The organism is Nitrospirota bacterium, from assembly GCA_016180645.1.
Classification (GTDB): domain Bacteria; phylum JACPQY01; class JACPQY01; order JACPQY01; family JACPQY01; genus JACPAV01.
On record JACPAV010000016.1, the window covers coordinates 36,302 to 52,052 of the forward strand.

Below are 15,751 nucleotides of genomic sequence, written 5' to 3' on the forward strand. Positions count from 1 at the left end.
TCCAGAGGGTCCCGTAGCTCAACGGTTAAAGCGGCCGCCTTATAAGCGGCTGATCCTGGTTCGACTCCAGGCGGGACCACGTGACATGCGGTCCATCCTGGACCGCTTCCTTTCGTGGCCCCATGGCCTTCCTGGCATGGGACCAGCCATGGAGGGTGCGGTACTTGGCGCAATACGGCAGGCAGGAAGCCTGCCCTTCCAACGCCAAGTGCCAGCCTTGGACACCACATCCCCCGCATGAAGAACATCCGCGCCCAGATCGAAATCCTCCTTCAGCTTCAGGAAGTGGACGTCAGGATCCAGCAAATGCGCGATGCAAAAGAACGGATCCCCCGCGAGCTCGATATCAACCGGAGCGAGCTGGAGCTCTGTTCCCAGACCACCGAAGACGCCAGGCAGGCTCTTGCGAAACACGAGGCGGAACAGAAAGCCATCGAGCACGAGATCCAGCTTGAGAAGGAACAGATTCAACGCTACGAAGAGCGCGTCAGCCAGATCAAGACGAACAAGGAATATCAGGCCATGCTGAAGGAGATCTCGGTCGCGAAAAAAATGAAAGAGGAAAGCGAGGATGAACTTCTGAAAACCATGATGCTCCTCGATGAAAGCCGTCGCCTGGTGACCCAAAGACAGGGCGAGTCGGCCGGAAAAGAAAAGGAGTTCAAAGAGAAGGAAGCGGAACTTCTGCGAAAGCTGGCCGAAGTGGACAAGGATATCAATGGCGTCGTGGACGGTCGGAACCGGCTGGCCGCCCAGGTCGATCGATCGCTCCTTCAGAAGTACGACATGATCCGGCAGAAACGGGAAGGCATCGCGGTCTCAAAAGCAGCCAACGAACTCTGCCTCGCCTGTCATCGGAACATCCCCCCCCAGCTCTACAACGAGATTCTGAAGGACGACACGCTGATCGCGTGTCCCAACTGCCAGCGGATCCTGTATTACGAAGGGCCCTCTGAGGCGGCCCCATCCAAAGCGGCCTCACAGGCTTAAGTGGCCGACCTCCCCACATCCGCCGCCCCACCCGCGCCCGACCTGATCATCTACGTGGACGGGGCATCGCGGGGCAACCCTGGACCCGCCGGGGGGGGGGCCGTCCTCAAGGACGCCGCCGGAAAAACGACGCAGGAAATTGTCCTCCCGTTGGGGAAAACCACCAACAACGTGGCCGAGTACAGCGCGCTGATTGCCGCCCTTGAACAGGCCCAAATTCGAAAGGCCAAGCGGATCAAGGTCTTCTCGGATTCGCTTCTCATGGTGAACCAGGTCACGGGCATCTATCGCGTACGGCACCCTCGAATCCTCCCACTCTGGGACAAGATCCAATCGCTCCTTCGCCCTTTCGAGTGGGAAATCGTACACATCCCCCGGAAGGCGAATCAAGAGGCGGATCGCCTCGCCAACATGGCCGCCGCCCGCAGCGAAGCGGGCGAAAAGCCTTCCACCCCCGTCCCGGCGTAGCGCAAGAAAACGGCGGGGACCCCCCGCCTCTCAGCGGAGAGCCCCCAATCCTTCGGGCAACCTGTAAGCCGGATTCTGTCGGCAGGAGCCGACACCCTGAGCAAGCCATGGATGGCGTGTCGAAGGGTCTGCATCCTGCCCGGTGATCATTCCTCTAATGCGTCCTACCCGCCCCGCCTCTCCCCGCCAGCCGGCGGGAAAACTTGAGCGGGCCGCTCTTCCCCCCCACCCCTTCTGAAATCTGAGATTAAGAATCTCAAATTCCCCAAGGGGTGGGGGGAGCGGGGCATGCTTGGACTTGCTCCGGGCGGAGTTTACCGCGTTTCACGTCACCCCGCCCTTTCCTAGAACAGCCTGCACGCTTGTGCGGCCGCCACTTCCTGTGTCCCAAACGTCTTCCTGACCTCAATCCTTAGCCCGCACGCTGATTCCAAGAAAGGGCGGGGCTACTCGTCTCTGTGGCACTATTCGTCGAGCCGATCCCGCTCCTAAGCGGGGAGCCCGCCTCCGTTTGACACGGAGCACCCTGCCCTGCGGAGTCCGGACTTTCCTCCCCCCCCGAATCGTGAACCCGTGACCCGGTGAGCCCGAGGTTCCGACCACCGACTGCGGCCGGCTTTCGGGGTCACGGCTCACGGGGCCACGATCGGGGAGAGCGATCACCCAGTTACCCGCCTCAAGTGTAGCACGCTTTCATTGACTTTCGATGGGGCCGCCGATAGCATCGCCGAATGCCCAAATCCCGGGACCCGGCCTCAACCAAGCCTCGGAGAATTCGCTTCGCTTCCGCTTCAACGGATCCCCTGATCGACACCATTCAGAAACTGACCCGGCTGATGGAAGGTACAGATCTGGTGGAATTGGATGTCCGCCGGGGCGAGCTCCGCATCCGGATCCGAAAGGCGGGGGCGGCCCAAGCCGTGGTCGTGCAGGCTCCGGCGACACCTCTTGCGTCGACCGTTCCCTCCGCCGGGCCCGCCGCGACATCCCCCCTTCCCGCCCGCCTTGAGATCGAACCCGGCCAGATTCTCGTCACCTCGCCGTTCGTCGGGACTTTCTATCGCGCCCCCTCCCCCAACGCCAAACCCTTTGTGGAGGCGGGAGAGAAGATCAAAAAGGGGCAGACGCTCTGCATCGTTGAGGCGATGAAACTCATGAACGAGGTGGAGGCCGAAGTAGACGGAGAGATCGTCTCGATCTTGAGAGAAAACGGTGCCACCGTCGAATTCGGGGAGCCCCTCATGATCATCAAGCGGGGCTGACCCAACGCCTGGTCATCTGCCCCAACGGCGGGTAGCCTGCCTCATCCAGAATGTTTGAGAAAGTCCTGATCGCCAACCGGGGTGAAATTGCGTTGCGAGTGCTCCGCGCCTGCCGCGAGCTTCGCGTGAAGACCGTGATGGTCTACTCGGAAGCCGACCGGGACTCCGTTCCGGTTCTTCTGGCTGATGAAAAAGTCTGCATCGGCCCCCCGGACCCGCCCCACTCCTATCTCTCGGCACTTCCGATTCTTGCCGCGTGCCAGATTAAAAAGGCGAACGCGGTACATCCCGGCTACGGATTCCTGGCAGAGAACAGCGCGTTTGCAGAAGTCTGTGAAAGTTACGGAATCACATTCATCGGTCCCTCTCCGGAGACCATGTCCATGCTGGGCGACAAGATCCAGGCCAAGAAGGCCGCCGCGAGGGCCGGCGTTCCCACCGTGCCGGGCACGGACGGGAAACTGGTGGATGACCAGGAAGCCCTCCGATGGGCCGGCCGGGTCGGCTACCCCGTGATCCTGAAGGCCAAGGCCGGAGGGGGGGGCCGGGGGATGGCCATCATCCGCTCGCCGGAAGCCCTGGCAACCTCCTTCGCCAAGGCGCACCAGGAGGCCCAAAACGCGTTCGGCGACGGCGACCTCTATCTGGAGAAATATCTGGAGCGACCCCGGCACATCGAAGTCCAGATTCTCGGGACGGGGAGCGCAGGGATCCTCCATCTCTTCGAGCGCGATTGCTCGCTCCAGCGCCGCCACCAGAAGGTCATCGAAGAAGCCCCTTCTCCCAGTCTTTCGCCGGAGTTGAAGAACCAGATCACGCAGGCCGCGGTCGCCGTGGCCCGCGAGGCCAAGTACGTCAATGCCGGAACGGTGGAGTTCCTGGTGGACGCCTCAGGCCGATTCTATTTCATTGAGGCCAATACGCGGCTCCAAGTGGAGCATCCGGTGACAGAAAGCATCACGGGGAGGGACCTCGTGCAGGCGCAGATCCGCATCGCCGCGCGCGAGCGCGTGGGGTTCGGCCAGAACGACTTGAAGGTGGATGGACACAGCATCGAATGCCGGATCAACGCCGAGGACCCCGTGACCTTTGCGCCCTGCCCGGGAACGATCGCGTACCTCCATCTCCCCGGAGGCCCCCACGTGCGTGTGGACACCGCTGTCACCGCCAACACGGTTATTTGGCCTCACTACGACCCGCTCGTCGCCAAGATCATCACGCACGCGCCCACGCGCCCGGAGGCCATCAACATCATGAAACGGGCGTTGTCCGAAACCGTGATCGTCGGGATCAAGACCAATATCCCCTTCCTGCTCGAACTCCTGGACACGCGCGAGTTCCGCTCCGGAGAGTTCGACACCACCTTCATCGACCAACTCCGCGCCCGCCGCGGCTGAGCGGCTTCCGTTTCAGAAACGGGAAGATCCGGAGGTGTGTGCGTCGTGGACCTTGCGACCTATGGTTTCACGCGAGTTCGTGGGATCGACTCGTTGAGGATACGCTGAAACTCCATCGGTGATACGATGGGAATGCCCTCAACCTGCTTCAAAGTCAGTAGGTCCTTCTTATCACCCGTCACAAGGTAGTCTGCTCTTCCCGCCACCGCCGCTTCCAAGATACGGTTGTCGGAATCTTTTCTCCTGACAAGACTCAGGCGGATGAGAGGGGCGACCAACTCGAAGCGCGCCCGGAGTCGATTCAGCCTGATTTCGACGTTCTGCCTGGGGATAAGAAATTTCTCCAACCAAACGCGGCGCAACTCCTCCAAAACGGATTCACTCAGTACAAGGGTGAAGGCGCGTCTTCTCGCGGCCCGATAAAGGCGGTAGGGAATCCCTTTTCGATTCAGAAACGCAGAGATCAGAACGTTTGTGTCAAGGACGGCCCGGAGCCGTCCTGAAGGATCATTCTCGGATGGAATCGATCAACCTTTCAATGTCTCCCTCAGTGCGGATTCGAAGTCTCCGCGCGCCATGCCGGGCGAGCCGGATGAATTCGGCTTCCTCCTTCTCTTCCAAATATCCCTCTACGTAGCGCCGGATGGCCTCAGAAACGAGGGCTCCGGCGGGCTTGCCCTTTTCCTCCGCAATCTTGGACAGGAGAGCTTGAAAACGCCTCTGGACAATGACCTTCATCTCTCTCCTTGCTTTCATAAACACACTCTATCCTACTCCCAGAACGGCGGCAACATCGCCACCCGGGACAGAAGCACTACGCTACGCCGTCGGCTCGCACTTTCTGCGCTATCGCGGGCATCCATGCCCGCCTGAGAGGTTGAAAGTGCGATCCGCGTCACGCGGAATCGCCGTTCTCTTCTTCGTCCTTTTCGGCCAGCTTGGCAACGGCGGCGACGGTTTCGCCTTCTTCGAGGGAGATGACCTTGACGCCTTGCGTGCCCCGGCTCGTAACGCGGATGTCCTTCACGGGAACCCGCAGCACCGTTCCTTTGTTGGTGATGATCATGAGGTCGTCCTCATCCGTGACCACGCGGATATCCACGACGCCGCCGGTCCGATCGGTGATGTTGATATTGATGACGCCGGAGCCGCCGCGCGTTTGGAGCCGATAGTCTTCCAGCATCGACCGCTTTCCGAAACCTTTTTGGGCGACGGTCAACACGGTACTCTTGGCCTCCTTCGTGACGGCCATACCGAGCACCTTGGCCCCCTTCGGAAGGTTAAAGCCTTTCACCCCCGCCGCGGCCCGTCCCATCGGGCGGACGTCTTCTTCATTGAACCGGATCGCCTTACCCTGGTCCGAGGCCAGGATGATCTCATGCTTGCCGTCCGTAATCTGGGCGCCCACAAGCGAATCCTTGTCCTTCAGGTTCAGCGCAATGATGCCACGCGACATGGGGTTCGAGAACGCCCGGAGTTCGGTCTTCTTGATGACGCCGTTCTGAGTCGCAAGAAACACAAACTTGTCCTCGTCGAAATTGCGGACGTTCACGACACTCTGAACGCGCTCTCCCGGCTGGAAACTCACGAGGCTGACAAAGGGCGTTCCCCTCGTGGCGCGGCCGGCCTGCGGGATCTTGTGGACCTTGAGCCAGTACACGCGCCCTTGGTCGGTGAAGATCAAGAGATAGTCCTTCGTAGACGCCACAAACAGATCGGCTACGAAATCCTCTTCCCTCGTCTTCATGCCGATCTTGCCTCGACCGCCCCGCTTCTGCGCGCGGTAGATCGAGACAGGATTCCGCTTGATGTAGCCCTGGTGGGAAATCGTGACAACCATGTCCTCTTCCACGATGAGATCGTCGAACGAAACCTCTTCGACCTTCTCCAGGATCTCCGTGCGTCGGTCGTCCCCAAAGGTGTCCCGCACCTTGATCAATTCCTCGCGCACGAGGTTCATGATCAGCTTCTCGCTCGACAGAATTTCCTTCAATCGGTTGATCTCCTTGATGGTCTCCTTGTACTCGTTCAGGAGTTTCTCGCGCTCGAGCTGGGTGAGCCGCTGAAGCCGCATGTCCAGGATCGCCTGCGCCTGGACCAGGGTGAGCTTGAACTTCGTCATGAGGCCGTTGCGCGCCTCCTCGGCATCCTGGCTGGCTCGAATCAACTTGATCACCGCGTCCAGATGGTCGACGCAAATCTTCAGTCCTTCGAGAATGTGCGCCCGCTCCTCCGCCTTGCGGAGATCGAAGAGGCACCGGCGCGTGACCATCTCCTTCCGGAAATCGAGGAAATTCGTCAGGAGGCTCCTTAGATTGACGGTTTCCGGACGGCCCTTGACGAGAGCCACCATCATGATGTTGTAGCTGATCTCCAACCCGGCGCTGTGGAAGAGTTGGTTCATGAGCGTCTTTCCGGGCACGTCCCGCTTCAGCTCGATGACCATGCGAATCCCGTCGCGGTCCGACTCGTCCCGAAGGTCCGCCACGCCCTCGATCTTCTTGTTGGTGATGAGGTGGCCGATGTTCTCGAGGATCTTCGCCTTGTTGGCCTGATAGGGGATCTGCGTGACCACGATGCTCTCTCGTCCGGCTTTTTCCTGCTTCTCGATGTGGACCTTGGCGCGGATGCGGATTTTTCCCCGCCCCGTTTCATACGCCTCTTTGAGCCCTTCCAGACCGTGGATGATCCCCGCCGTGGGGAAATCGGGACCCTTCACGAACTTCCGCAGGTCCTTCACTTCCGCCTCGGGGTGCGCGATCAAATGAACGAGGGCCTCCGTCACTTCCCTCAGGTTGTGCGGTGGGATTTCGGTGGCCATGCCGACGGCGATGCCGGTGGACCCGTTCACCAGCAGGTTCGGAATGCGCGCCGGGAGCAGCTTCGGTTCCTTGAGTGAACCGTCGTAGTTCGGCCCGAAATCGACGGTCTCCTTTTCGATGTCCTCCAGGAGCTCCTCGGCGATCCGCGCCATCCGGATTTCGGTGTATCGCATGGCCGCCGGCGGATCTCCGTCGAGCGACCCGAAATTGCCCTGGCCGTCGACGAGCGGATAGCGGAACGAAAAATCCTGCGCCATGCGCACAATCGTGTCGTACACGGCCACGTCCCCGTGGGGATGGTACTTACCGATGACATCGCCGACGATGCGGGCCGATTTCTTGTAGGCCTTGTTGTGGAGATTTCCGAGCTCGTACATCGCGTAAAGAACTCTTCGATGCACGGGTTTGAGACCGTCGCGAACGTCGGGGAGCGCGCGGCTGACGATGACGCTCATCGAGTAGTCGAGGAACGACCTCCTTAGTTCGTCTTCGAACCGGATCGGGAGTATCGCCGTAGGTGTCTCTTCCATGATCTAGTCCCGCTCAGTTCCTTTCGCCCAGGAAAGCGGACAATTGCCGGTTGAAATCATCCGGGTATTCCAGCATGGGACAGTGCCCGCAGGAAGGGAAAACGGTCAGGCGGGCATGGGGAAGCTCTTTCTGAAAAACGTGTGCGTTCTCAATCGGGAGCAGCGCGTCGTGATCCCCCCATGCGATCCAGGTTCGAGCTTCGATCTGACGAAGGCGCGCCCGAACGGGCGTCAAGAGCGCATTTTGGGCCGAGGACATGAAAGCATGGGCCCGGTTTCCGAAATCCGAACCGAAGAACTCCTGGAGGGCGTGCCGGACCATCTTCTCCAGGACCGGCGGCTCGGTGTAGAAGATGAGCCTCCGAATATAGTCGCGTACAACCTGCTCCCGCTTCTTGGAATCCTTCTCCACGCCCGAGGCCACGGCGAAGACCTGCGCGAGAAAGTCCGCCGCTCCGGGAGGCTGCGAAGTACCCTGCCCGATTCCATAGATTCCTTCAGGGTGCCCTCTCGCGGCACTTCCTCCCTCCTGGAGGTCGCCAAACAGAAGCTTCTCCGGGAAGATGTTGACCCCGGCCGCATCGACCAGCGTGAGACTGGAGATCCTCAGAGGATGGGCCAGGGCAAAAGCTTCGGAAATCATCCCTCCCATCGAATTGCCCACAAGGTGGACCCGCTCGATGCCCAACTTCTCCAGCAGCCCTTTCACCGTCGCGACAAAGAAATCCATGGAATATTCCCGGCGGGGCTTTTCAGAATGGCCGAAGCCCGGCAAATCGAGCGCCACCACGCGGCGGCCGCGCGCGAAATAGGGGACATTCAGTTCCCAGTTCTCCTTGTAGCCGCCGAGACCGTGGACAAAGAGGACGGGTTCCCCCTGGCCCTCATCCAGGTAGCAGATATCGGCTCCATCGAGTCGAATGTGTTTTTCTTCCACGGCAAGTGTCCTAGCAGAAAACGGCCTGCAATCCTATTGCAACCGGATCCGGCCGACCCACTCGATCAGCGGGCGCCAGTAGAGGCCGAGGGCCAGGGTCAGGCCGGCGAGCGCCCAGAGGGAACCTTTTTGAACCGGCGAAATCGCCACCTCCACCGGCTCCTTGGGTTGGACGAGAAACATCATCTTGACGATCCGCGCATAGTACACCAACGAGAGCACCGTGTTGAGCGCCCCGAGAACGGCGAGCAGGTAGTACCCTTGATGGATCACCGCGGCAAACAGGTACACCTTCCCGATGAAGCCGCTTGTCGGCGGCAGGCCGGTGAGCGCAAATAGAAAGATCACGAAGCCGACCGCAAGGAGACTTCCCGAGGGCACCCAGCCAAGCCCCTCCAGCGCTTTCAGCGTCATGTCGCCCCGCGCATTCCCCACAACGATCACCACGAGAAAGGCGCCGACATTCATGATGAGGTAAACGACGAGGTAGAAGAGGATCGCCGTCACTCCCTCTTGGCTCGCCGCCGCCAATCCCATGAGCATGTAGCCCGCGTGCGCAATGCTCGAATAAGCGAGGAGACGCTTGAGGTCGGTCTGCTGAATCGCAAGCAGGTTTCCCACCGTCATCGTAGCGACGGACAGGACGGCCATGAGCGCGCGCCAATCGGTCACCCCCGCCGCTTCGGAACCGACGGGAAAGGCCGTAAGGACAAACCGGACCAGCACAGCGAAGCCCGCCGCCTTCGGTCCGACCGAAAAAAGCGCCGTGATCGGCGTGGGTGCCCCTTCGTAAACGTCCGGCGACCACATATGAAAAGGCACGGCGGCAATTTTGAAGCCCATTCCCGCCACGATCAGGCCCAGGGCCGCCATCAAGGGGAGCGTCGGGATGGGTCCGGAGCCCAGGGCCGCGGACAATTCGGGGAGTTTGAGCGTGCCCGTGAGCGCGAACAGGTAGGAGAACCCAAGAATCATCGTGCCGGAGGCGGCCGCGCCGTAGAGAGCGTACTTGAGAGCCGCTTCGGCGGACCAGCGATTTTTCCTCAGGAAGCCGGTCAGGATGTAGGACGTCAAGCTGATGAACTCGAAGGCGAGGTAGATCGAAACGAGGTGAACACTCGCCGGGAGAACGCACAGGGCGAGGGCCAGGGCCAGGAGGAGAGAGTAGTATTCGGCGCGGGCGACAGATTCCATCTCGCGGCAATGGACGGACAAGAGGACCGTCAATCCCACGGCCAGAATGCCAACGACCTTGAAGAAGAGCGTGAAACTGTCCATTCGCAAATGGCCTTCAAACAGATCCATGGGGATTCCCGAATTCCACTGTCTCAAGACGAGAATAAAGGCAGTGGCGAGGGCCGCCAGCGCAACCCCCGGCGCGAGCGCGGTGCGTTTCGATCCCAGACCGAGGAAAAACGAGAGCAGGGCGGCCGTTCCAAGAATGAGTTCGGGACCCAGTTGCCTGAGGCTCTGAACGTTGTCGAGAGTGGTCACTTTTTCGATCCGCCGGGGTGTCCATACCAAGTTGCACCCCATTTCGCAACGGAGAAGAGGCGAAATGTTTCTTTTTGGATCTCCCCGGGAATTCCCATGCTGGATTTTCACGGTTTGCCCCGCTACTATGAACGGGTGACGGACTTGCTGAAGCCGGGGAACACGCCCGATGCAAAGGCCCCATCGCAAAACCCATCGTCGTCCCCGCAGCCCGGCGGAGGGGGCGCGGCCCCTGAGGTCAACCTTTCAACCCAAGTGGATGAGGCGTTTGGTCTCGATCCGATCACCGTCACCGTCTCCACCGACGACATCGAGGCGTACATCTCCATCAAGAAGGATCCGGACTTGATGAAGGACCTCTCAAAGGACGACGTCCTCGACAAGCTGAAGGAGGCTCGCGTCGCCCATGGAATCGACCAGACCGTTCTGGAAGAGGTGGTCAAGCTCGCCCGCGAGGGTCAGGAGGTCAACAACCGCCTGATCGCCAAGGGGGAATTGCCTGAAGACGGCAAGGACGCCCTGGTCAACATGGAGATGGATTTCGATCCGGTCGCCGGCATCGTCAACGATGAATCGGGGAAAATCGATTTCCGCGAACGGAACCTCGTCAAGTCGGTGGGACAGGGATTCGTCATCGCCACCAAGACCATGCCGACGGCCGGGAAAGACGGCCGAAGCGTGACGGGTTCGGTGCTCAAGGCCCGCAAAGGCCAGGATAAGAAATTCACCGCCGGGAAGAACATCGAGGTCCTGGAAGAAAACGGCGTATTCAAATACGTCTCGCTCGTCAACGGCCGGCCGGTCAATCTCGGCAATCTGATCGAAGTTCAGCCCGCCGTGCAGATCAAGGGCGACCTCGACTATTCCGTAGGCAACATCCGAGCGAAGGGGCCGGTCATCATCGAAGGCCGCGTGGCTGCAGGATTTACGATTGAGGCGGAAGGAGACGTGGAGGTCGGCGACTTCGTCGAAGCCTCCACCATCAAGGCCAAAGGGAGCATTATCCTGAAGGGTGGAATCAAGGGTGCCGGGAAAGGCTACATCTACTCAGAGGCGAATGTGATCGCCAAGTACATCGAAAGGTCCAAGGTCGAAGCCAAGGGAGACGTGCTGGTGGCCAACGACATTCTGGACAGCCATGTCCTCTGCGGCGGTTCCGTCAAGGTCGTCACCGGAAAAGGGTCGATCATGGGCGGATTCATTTCGGCCACCAAGGGGGTGGTCGCGAAGCGGATCGGATCGGGCCAGATGACCAGCGTGACCACCGTCATCGAGGCGGGGATCGACTATTTCGTGGAACGCGGAATCGCGGAGTTGGAACGCGTCATCGAACAGCTCCAAGTCAAGGTCGACGCCGTGGAGGCCCGCTTCGCCAAGGATCTTCTGTCCCAGGGCGATGCGGCCGTGAGCAAATTCACCGGATACCAGCAACGCCTCTTTCTGAAAGCGGCGAAAACGTGGAAGGACCTGCTGGCCGAAAAACAGAAACACATCGACAAGCGTGTGGCCCTCATGGGCAACCGGGACACCGTGATTTCGGCGACCGTGGACGTCCTCGAAGAGATCGAGCCGAGGGTCGAGCTCCGCCTCGGTCATGCCAAGCTCGTCACCGACGATGCGCTCAGACAAGTGAAATTTGTTGAAGATCCCAAGAAGCATGTCATTATATCCCGGTTCAGAGGAACCGTAACCGCGTGAAACGACTTATCGCACTCGCAACGCTCCTGGCCTTCGGCGCTGCTCCCGCCCGCTCCCGGGCGGACACGATGAGCGTCTTCGGCGTCGGTTCGCGGGCCATCGGCCTCGGCGGGGCCTACACGGCGCTGAGCGATGACTTTTCCGGAGTCTACTACAATCCCGGCGCACTGACCCAGATCGAGAAGGCCCACGTTGGACTGAGCTACTACAGTTCCACGCCCAACCTGAAATTCAATTCGCGGGAGATCGAATACAAGCAGCGACCGGAGGGCTTTCTCCTCGGCGGGACTCAGACGTTTGTGCAACAGCAGCGATTCCGGTTGGCGTTCGGCTTCCTCGTCAATCTGCCCACCTCCGGAATCATTCTCGTCAAGATGCCGCAGCGCACAGAGGAACATTATCCCCGCTACTTGAACATCAACCGGATCTTCGCCGGACTTGCCCTGGCCGGGAAGGTGGGAAAGTTCTTCAGCGTGGGCGTGGCCGTGCACCAGTTTGCCAAGTTCGGGGGACCGATCGCCGCGACGGTTCCCATCCAGTCCGGCACACGCGATCCCAACAGCCCGCACTACAATCGCGTAGCCGACGACAATTTTCAGATCGATCTCAACTACTCCATCGCCCCGGCTCTCGGCATCCAACTGTATCCTTCGAAGCACTGGCGGCTCGGAATCGCCTGGCGGGATGAGATCTATCTGGGCATCGACAGCCCCGTAAAGACGGACATCGGAATTCCGCTCACGTCGGCCTTGAAGCCACCGGAGGGCGAGGAATCGGCCATTCCATCCTCCCTTCTGAGCGGCCTCCCCTCAACGTTGGAAGTCAATCTCCCGGTGAAAGGGAAAACATTCTACGAACCTGAACAGCTCGCCGCGGGATTCGCCTTCCAAACCACCCAGGTACTGGTAGCCGGCGACGTAACCTACTACCAATACAAGGCCTACCCGCCGACCATTCTCGTTCTTGGGCAGCCGGAATTACCACCCGGCCCGGGAATCGATCTCCTCAAAGTCATCGATCCCTACGTGGCCGGACCCCCGATCGAGTTTCATTTCAAGAATACCTTGGTGCCCCGCGTCGGTTTCGAGTATCGGCCCGCCCCGGCGTGGGCCTTGCGAACGGGGTACTCCTTCGAGCCTTCACCGGCCCCCAAACAGTCGGGTGAGACGAACGTGCTCTGGCCGGATGAGCATGTCATGGCCATCGGTCTGGGGGTACATGTCCTCGACCTGTTCGCGCCGGACCAGAAACTGCGCCTTGATCTCCACGGACAACTCCGGGTGCTTCCCGCATGGAGGAATAACAAGAGCCGGTCGGAACTCATCGCCAGCTCGATGGGACTCAAAGGCATGAGCGCCGCCGATTTGGAAAAGGAAGAGAACCAGGACGACATCGAAAAGGCCCTCGAGAATAATCCGGGCTACCCCTCGTTCACAGCGAAGGGGATCATCCTGGCCTCGGGTCTGACGATTTCCTTCTTCTACTAAGCCACGATGCCGGATACCCCCGATCAGGGTCTCGATTTCATCCTGGGTGAGGGGGAGACGTACTCGGCGGCCGTCAAGGCCGGTCTCAAGCAGATCAACCTCCCCCGCGATCAGGTCGACATCCAACTCGTTGCCGAGCCGCACGGAGCGGGTGAGAAGTTCGTCGTCAAGGTCGCGCCAAAATCCACCCGGACGGCCGCGCCCGAGACCGAGAAAGCCGCGACGCCTGCCGCCGCTCCGCGATCTTCGGAACCCATCGCGTTGAACGTGAGCGACGACGGTTATCAGGCCTACCTCTCGTTTTCTCCGCAGGCGGCCGCAGGCAAGCTGGGCCGCGATCAGGTCGCCGCTGCCTTGAAGGCAAGAAGCGTGACCTTCGGGATCGACCAGAAAGCCCTCCAGGACGCAATTTCAAGAATCGAGCAGGGCGTCGGATTCGAGGGCCTCCTCCTGGCCGTCGGCCAGAGGGCCAAAGCGGGGCGGGACGCCGAGATCGAATTCAAAATCGACATTTCGGCCTCCTCCGCGGGCCGAGTGAATGAGAAGACCGGAAACATCGATTTCAAGGAGAGAGATTTTCTGAAGAGCGTGCGCGGGGGGGACCTTCTCGCTATTCGCCGGCCGCCTGTTCAGGCCGTGGACGGGCGGAAGGTCAACGGCGAGGCCGTCAAGATGGAAAAAGCGAAGGACTCGAAACTCGTTGCCGGCAAGGGCGTGGTGGTGAGTCCGAAGGATGATGGGACCGTGGAGTACCGAGCCAAGGAGGACGGAACGCCAACGCACCACGCCGATCGGATCGAGGTGACCCAGACCGCGGTCATCGAGGGGGACGTCAACTACAGCACGGGCAACATCCGCTCCAAGGGTTCGGTCCACGTTCGCGGAAGTGTCAGCGCCGGATTCGAAGTTCATGCGGAGGGCGACATCCTGGTCGAGGGAACCGTAGAGGGGGGAAAGATTCACGCAGGCGGCAACGTCGTTCTTAAGAGCGGGGTCAAGGGGGGAGACAAGGGTGAAATCATCGCCGAGGGAGACGTATCCGCCATGTACGTCGAGCGGGCCCGCGTGGAATCCCGGGGAAACGTGGAGGTCAAGAACGTTATCCTTGAGTCCAAGATCGTGGCCGGAGGGTGGGTCCGGGCGATCGGAGGGAAGGGCGAAATCATGGGCGGTTTGATCCAGGCGGTCCAAGGCATCGAGGCCAAGAAGATCGGGAGCGATTTCTCATCTTCCACGGCCATTGAGGTGGGGCGGGATTTTTTTCTTGAACGGGATCTCCAGGAAAAACAGGCCCAGATGAACTCCATCAAGGCCCAACTCGAGCGCATCCAATCCAGCATGCCCCTTCCCATCCTCCAGTCGGGCGATCTGTCCAAGGTGCCCGAGGCCAAGCGCCCCGCCATTCAGAAGATTATCGAGGCCTGGAGGAACTTGAAGGAAACGGAACGCCCCCTCGCGGAGGCGCTCGCGGAGCTGGACAGCAAGAAAGTCGACACCTCGAAGTGCAGCGTGCTCGTTCGTGAGATGCTCTATCCCCGCGTCACCGTCACCATCGGAACGACCAAGCAGATCACCGACCGCGAAAGCCGAAACGTGCGCCTGATGGAGGATCGCGCGAAGAAAGAGATCAAGTACATGACGCGCTGACGCGAGTCGGCGATCATGTCCCCCCTGCCCCGCTCCCCTCTCCGCGACCGAATCAAAGCACGCGCCCAGGAACTCGGATTCGACCTCGTGGGGATCGCCCGCGCCGATGCGTTGACGCCCGAGGCCGATCGGCTTCGCGCCTGGCTCGAGGCCGGCCGTCAGGGGCAGATGACTTGGTTGGACCGAACGGCGGAGAAACGCGGCGATCCGGCACGGGTCCTCCCCCGCGCCCGTTCCATCATCAGCCTCGCCATGAACTATTCTCATCCCGATGCCTGCACGGGGGCCTACCACATCTCAAAGTATGCCCAAGGGACGGACTATCATCGCGTGCTGGGCCCCAAGATTGACGATCTGTGCGCCTGGCTCCGCGAGCAGGAACCCCAATCCACCTCGCTCGGCTACGTCGATACCGGCCCTGTGTTGGAAAAGGCGTGGGCGCAGCGGGCAGGGCTTGGATGGATCGGCAAGCATTCGAACTTGATCAACCCCGAGATCGGCTCCTGGATTCTGTTGGGGGCGGTGCTAACCACCATCGACTTGGACCCCGATCCACCCGGGGAAGACGCCTGTGGGCACTGCACGCTGTGCATCGACGCCTGCCCCACCGGGGCCATCGTCGAGCCGTACGTGGTCGACTCCAATCGCTGCATCTCCTATCTCACCATCGAGCACCGGGGCGAGATCGAGGCGGGGCTCCGGGAAAAGATGGGGACTCACATCTTCGGGTGCGACATCTGCCAGGATGTATGCCCGTGGAACACTCGGGCGCCCCGTGGCCGGGAATCCGCCTTTTCGGACGCGCCGATGGAATGGAGCGACGTTGCTCTGGAGAACCTTGACGAGGCAGGTTTCTCCAAGATCTTCCGGACCAGTGCGGTTAAACGGCCGAAATGGGAGGGATTCAGGCGGAATCTGGACATTGCCCGGCGGAGCCTCAAGGCCGCAGGCTAAAGCCTGCGCCTACCCTTGGCTTCCCTCGATGCTAACTGTTTTGGTAGCCGCGGGCTTCAGCCCGC

The 15,751-nt window shown here is 60.5% G+C and carries 13 protein-coding genes, 1 tRNA gene and 1 other RNA gene; 9 read left to right on the plus strand and 6 right to left on the minus strand.

Annotation, left to right across the window (positions count from 1 at the left end):
- The first annotated feature begins 7 nt into the window (after positions 1-7).
- The 3 genes from HYT87_10600 (at position 8) to HYT87_10610 (ending at position 1,458) form a co-directional block, all read left to right on the plus strand.
- Positions 8-79, plus strand: a tRNA-Ile gene (locus HYT87_10600).
- A gap of 158 nt (positions 80-237) precedes the next feature.
- Positions 238-990: a hypothetical protein gene (locus HYT87_10605; GenBank protein MBI2060209.1), complete on the plus strand. Its 753-nt coding sequence runs from the start codon at positions 238-240 to the stop codon at positions 988-990.
- Positions 991-1,032: 42 nt separating this feature from the next.
- The gene (locus HYT87_10610) at positions 1,033-1,458 is read left to right on the plus strand and encodes a ribonuclease HI family protein (GenBank protein ID MBI2060210.1); all 426 of its coding nucleotides are present in this window, start codon (positions 1,033-1,035) and stop codon (positions 1,456-1,458) included.
- Positions 1,459-1,506: 48 nt separating this feature from the next.
- On the opposite strand, the gene rnpB is transcribed toward HYT87_10610, so the two are convergent.
- Positions 1,507-2,133: RNase P RNA component class A (rnpB, locus tag HYT87_10615), an RNA gene on the minus strand.
- A gap of 56 nt (positions 2,134-2,189) precedes the next feature.
- On the opposite strand from rnpB, the gene accB reads away from it, so the two are divergent.
- The gene (accB, locus tag HYT87_10620; GenBank protein ID MBI2060211.1) at positions 2,190-2,720 is read left to right on the plus strand and encodes an acetyl-CoA carboxylase biotin carboxyl carrier protein; all 531 of its coding nucleotides are present in this window, start codon (positions 2,190-2,192) and stop codon (positions 2,718-2,720) included.
- A gap of 50 nt (positions 2,721-2,770) precedes the next feature.
- A complete protein-coding gene (locus tag HYT87_10625) occupies positions 2,771-4,117 on the plus strand; it encodes an acetyl-CoA carboxylase biotin carboxylase subunit (GenBank protein ID MBI2060212.1) in 1,347 nt (448 codons plus the stop codon).
- A gap of 59 nt (positions 4,118-4,176) precedes the next feature.
- On the opposite strand, the gene HYT87_10630 is transcribed toward HYT87_10625, so the two are convergent.
- The 5 genes from HYT87_10630 to HYT87_10650 form a co-directional block, all read right to left on the minus strand.
- Positions 4,177-4,641 (minus strand): putative toxin-antitoxin system toxin component, PIN family, encoded by a 465-nt coding sequence (locus HYT87_10630; GenBank protein MBI2060213.1) that lies wholly within the window; start codon positions 4,639-4,641, stop codon positions 4,177-4,179.
- Positions 4,625-4,873, minus strand: coding sequence for a hypothetical protein (locus HYT87_10635; GenBank protein ID MBI2060214.1), 249 nt, complete (start codon positions 4,871-4,873; stop codon positions 4,625-4,627). Before HYT87_10635 ends, HYT87_10630 begins: the two co-directional genes overlap by 17 nt.
- Before the next feature lie 139 nt (positions 4,874-5,012).
- Complete coding sequence (gyrA, locus tag HYT87_10640; GenBank protein ID MBI2060215.1) at positions 5,013-7,469, minus strand: DNA gyrase subunit A; 2,457 nt, start codon at positions 7,467-7,469, stop codon at positions 5,013-5,015.
- 13 nt (positions 7,470-7,482) lie between these two features.
- A complete protein-coding gene (locus HYT87_10645) occupies positions 7,483-8,406 on the minus strand; it encodes an alpha/beta fold hydrolase (GenBank protein ID MBI2060216.1) in 924 nt (307 codons plus the stop codon).
- A 33-nt stretch (positions 8,407-8,439) separates the two neighbouring features.
- Entirely contained in the window at positions 8,440-9,930 is a 1,491-nt protein-coding gene (locus HYT87_10650; protein ID MBI2060217.1) for an NADH-quinone oxidoreductase subunit N, read from the minus strand.
- Between the two features lie 66 nt (positions 9,931-9,996).
- On the opposite strand from HYT87_10650, the gene HYT87_10655 reads away from it, so the two are divergent.
- Genes HYT87_10655 through queG form a run of 4 tightly spaced genes read left to right on the plus strand, consistent with a single transcriptional unit; the run spans position 9,997 to position 15,686 of the window.
- Complete coding sequence (locus HYT87_10655) at positions 9,997-11,598, plus strand: DUF342 domain-containing protein (protein MBI2060218.1); 1,602 nt, start codon at positions 9,997-9,999, stop codon at positions 11,596-11,598.
- On the plus strand, positions 11,595-13,085 hold the full coding sequence (locus HYT87_10660) for a hypothetical protein (GenBank protein ID MBI2060219.1): 1,491 nt from the start codon (positions 11,595-11,597) through the stop codon (positions 13,083-13,085). The genes HYT87_10655 and HYT87_10660 overlap by 4 nt, the downstream gene beginning before the upstream one ends.
- 6 nt (positions 13,086-13,091) lie before the next feature.
- A complete protein-coding gene (locus tag HYT87_10665; protein MBI2060220.1) occupies positions 13,092-14,732 on the plus strand; it encodes a DUF342 domain-containing protein in 1,641 nt (546 codons plus the stop codon).
- Positions 14,733-14,747: 15 nt separating this feature from the next.
- Positions 14,748-15,686, plus strand: coding sequence for a tRNA epoxyqueuosine(34) reductase QueG (gene queG / locus HYT87_10670; GenBank protein ID MBI2060221.1), 939 nt, complete (start codon positions 14,748-14,750; stop codon positions 15,684-15,686).
- The last annotated feature ends 65 nt before the right edge of the window (positions 15,687-15,751 follow it).

Bases quoted from the DNA above. Each gene is read 5' to 3' on its own strand.
- gyrA (MBI2060215.1), bottom strand. From the start codon at position 7,469: ATGGAAGAGACACCTACGGCGATACTCCCGATCCGGTTCGAAGACGAA.
- HYT87_10625 (MBI2060212.1), top strand. From the start codon at position 2,771: ATGTTTGAGAAAGTCCTGATCGCCAACCGGGGTGAAATTGCGTTGCGA.
- HYT87_10665 (MBI2060220.1), top strand. From the start codon at position 13,092: ATGCCGGATACCCCCGATCAGGGTCTCGATTTCATCCTGGGTGAGGGG.
- queG (MBI2060221.1), top strand. From the start codon at position 14,748: ATGTCCCCCCTGCCCCGCTCCCCTCTCCGCGACCGAATCAAAGCACGC.
- HYT87_10605 (MBI2060209.1), top strand. From the start codon at position 238: ATGAAGAACATCCGCGCCCAGATCGAAATCCTCCTTCAGCTTCAGGAA.
- HYT87_10635 (MBI2060214.1), bottom strand. From the start codon at position 4,873: ATGAAAGCAAGGAGAGAGATGAAGGTCATTGTCCAGAGGCGTTTTCAA.
- HYT87_10655 (MBI2060218.1), top strand. From the start codon at position 9,997: ATGCTGGATTTTCACGGTTTGCCCCGCTACTATGAACGGGTGACGGAC.
- accB (MBI2060211.1), top strand. From the start codon at position 2,190: ATGCCCAAATCCCGGGACCCGGCCTCAACCAAGCCTCGGAGAATTCGC.